Below are 1,890 nucleotides of genomic sequence, written 5' to 3'. Positions count from 1 at the left end.
CATTTCCAGTATAATCAGGAACACTCATACATCTTTCTCTGATAATTATTTCACCATCATAAGCTATTATCTTAGGGTTAGACAGAACCATAAGACCATGATTTAGTTTATTTTTTTTATGTTTGTAATGTGAAGCGTCAACAATTATTGTTCTTATATGTTTATTAACCTGTGGAGCAGCTATACCAACTCCTCCAGGTGAGTTGTACATTGTATATTTTAATTTTTCTACAAACTCTTTAAATTCTTTTCCAAAATCTATTACTTCTTTTGAAACTACTTTTAGTCTTTCATCTGGATATGTGAGAATTTTTAATTTTTTCATATTACATCTCTATAGATTCTATTTTTTCAACGTTTATGTCGACTCCTAAGTTATCTTTAAGCTTTTCTACTTCTTCATAAAGTGTTTTTTCATTAAAGTTTTCAGGTGTTTCAACTTCAGTTATAAGGACATATAAGTCGCCTGCTTTTTCGGTATTCATATCTATAATGTTTATGTTGTTGTCTGCAAGCATTTTACTGACATTGTAAACAATTCCAGGCTTATCACCGCCATACACTATTATTTTGTAAATGTTTTCTATCTGTTTTTTTTCATGCTCAATATCAGGAATTTCTTTTATATTAACTGTTATGCCTTTTTTTTCAAGAGAATTAAAAGCATCTTTTATTTTATTTGTATCAATACTGTCAGAACCTTCAACAACAAGCATTATTGTAAACTCTCCACCAAGCCTTGACATTGTTGAATCTTCAATATTAAAACCAAGTTCATAGAGACCTTTGAAACATCTTTTACAATGCCGGGTCTGTCTTTCCCAAAAGCATTTATCAGAAAGTATTTCATTTACTGACTTTCCTCTTCAATTTCTTCTAAATAAGCTTTATAATCTTCAGATGTCATTAAATCTTCTATTTCTCCAGTATCTTCAAGTTTAATTTCAAAAATCCACCCATCTCCGTATGGGTCAGTATTTACAAGGTCAGGTTCTTCTTTTAAGTCTTCATTAACAGCAATAATTTCTCCAGTTAGTGGAGATAATACATCAACAGCAGCTTTTACTGATTCCACAGAAGCTACTTTTTCACCTGCTTCTACTTTAGTTCCAATTTGCGGAAGTTCAACATAAACAACATCTCCAAGTTGATGCTGTCCGTAGTCTGTAATTCCAACTACAGCATCGTCTTCTTTTTCAAGTTTTACCCATAAATGGTCTTTTGTATAATAAATCCCTTTTTCTATTCTAAAATCTTCAGCTGACATTTTAAATCCTCCATTGTTTTTTATTCCTTTAAAATTATAATATGAAATTGATTTTAAAAGTCAAAGAAGAGGTTAAAAAATGGGTATAAAAGAAAATTACCAGAAGATACTTGAAATTGCAGAAAAATCAGCTAAAAAATCAGGTAGGAAGTTAGAAGATGTAATTATTTTAGGGGCTTCTAAAACACAGCCTGTAGAAAAACTCATTGAAGCTTATAAAGCAGGGCTTAGATATTTTGGAGAAAATAGGGTTCAGGAAGGCATAGATAAAATAGAAAAGTTAAAAGAGTATAAAGACATTCACTGGCATCTAATTGGAGGACTTCAGACAAATAAAGCAAAATATGCAGTTAAATATTTTGAAATGATACATTCTTTAGATAGAAAACCTCTGGCTGATGAATTAGATAAAAGAGCCAAGAAAATAGGCAAAAAACAAGATGTTCTAATTGAAGTAAATATCGGGGGAGAAGAAAGTAAATATGGAGTTCAGCCTGAAAATTTGAAAGAGCTGTTTGAGTACAGTATGCAGAAAGAAAATCTAAATATTCTTGGCTTAATGTGTATTCCTCCATATTCAGAGAATAAAGAAGACTCAAGACCTTACTTTGTAAGATTAAGAC

At 30.7% G+C, this 1,890-nt stretch carries 4 protein-coding genes; 1 reads left to right on the top strand and 3 read right to left on the bottom strand.

From position 1 onward, the window contains the following. The 3 genes from HG1285_RS03270 to gcvH all read right to left on the bottom strand — a co-directional run. On the bottom strand, positions 1 to 325 hold a 325-nt coding region (locus HG1285_RS03270), incomplete at its 3' end, for a peptide deformylase (protein WP_008288917.1). Position 326: 1 nt separating this feature from the next. After that, a complete protein-coding gene (locus HG1285_RS18385) occupies positions 327 to 746 on the bottom strand; it encodes an ACT domain-containing protein (RefSeq protein ID WP_083793131.1) in 420 nt (139 codons plus the stop codon). A gap of 104 nt (positions 747 to 850) precedes the next feature. Then, complete coding sequence (gene gcvH / locus HG1285_RS03275; protein WP_008288914.1) at positions 851 to 1,267, bottom strand: glycine cleavage system protein GcvH; 417 nt, start codon at positions 1,265 to 1,267, stop codon at positions 851 to 853. A gap of 79 nt (positions 1,268 to 1,346) precedes the next feature. On the opposite strand from gcvH, the gene HG1285_RS03280 reads away from it, so the two are divergent. Next, positions 1,347 to 1,890: YggS family pyridoxal phosphate-dependent enzyme (locus HG1285_RS03280; protein ID WP_008288913.1), on the top strand; the 544-nt coding region annotated here is incomplete at its 3' end.

It is taken from the genome of Hydrogenivirga sp. 128-5-R1-1, from assembly GCF_000171895.1.
Note: the sequence above shows the minus strand (reverse complement) of the source record. Positions and strands in the feature narration are given on the sequence as shown.